A 441-nucleotide genomic window follows, 5' to 3' on the forward strand; every position below is an offset into this window, starting at 1 on the left:
ACCGGTCTCGGTATCCACCCCCACCGACATCGCGGCGGGGTCCGCAGGGATCCGCGACGCCGCCCACGCCGCGGACACGCCGTCGGTGGCCTGGCGAGTGGCCAGGGTGAGAACCGCCCAGCCACCCCGCGCCCCACCGGTAATCCGCAACCGCAACGCGGTCCTAGCGCCGAGCAGCGCCCGCACACTGTCGGCCTTGCCAGCCAGGGCCCTCGCCGTCCAGGTGCCGTCCAGGCGCACCTCGCAGCGAATCCCACCCGGGCCGAGAGTCGGCGGGGTGGTGAGCGTGCCCGCCAGGCCCCGGCCGGCGGCATGAGCCGTCCAGTACTCGGGGTGCAGCCGGTCGAGGAGCTGGCGTTCCTCCACGGACACCGAGGCCTCCGCGGTCGGTGCGACAGCGTGGCGGCGGCCCAGCCACAGGCCGGCAGCATGCAGGCCGAG

General features: G+C 75.3%; 1 protein-coding gene. It reads right to left on the reverse strand.

Annotated features, from left to right (window positions below; translation table 11 throughout):
* Positions 1-372 (reverse strand): hypothetical protein (locus tag G6R25_RS24620; RefSeq protein WP_205447470.1); only part of this gene is annotated, 372 nt, incomplete at its 3' end.
* Positions 373-441 lie beyond the last annotated feature (69 nt).

It is taken from the genome of Candidatus Frankia alpina, assembly GCF_902806485.1.
GTDB classification, from domain to species: Bacteria; Actinomycetota; Actinomycetes; order Frankiales; family Frankiaceae; genus Frankia; species Frankia alpina.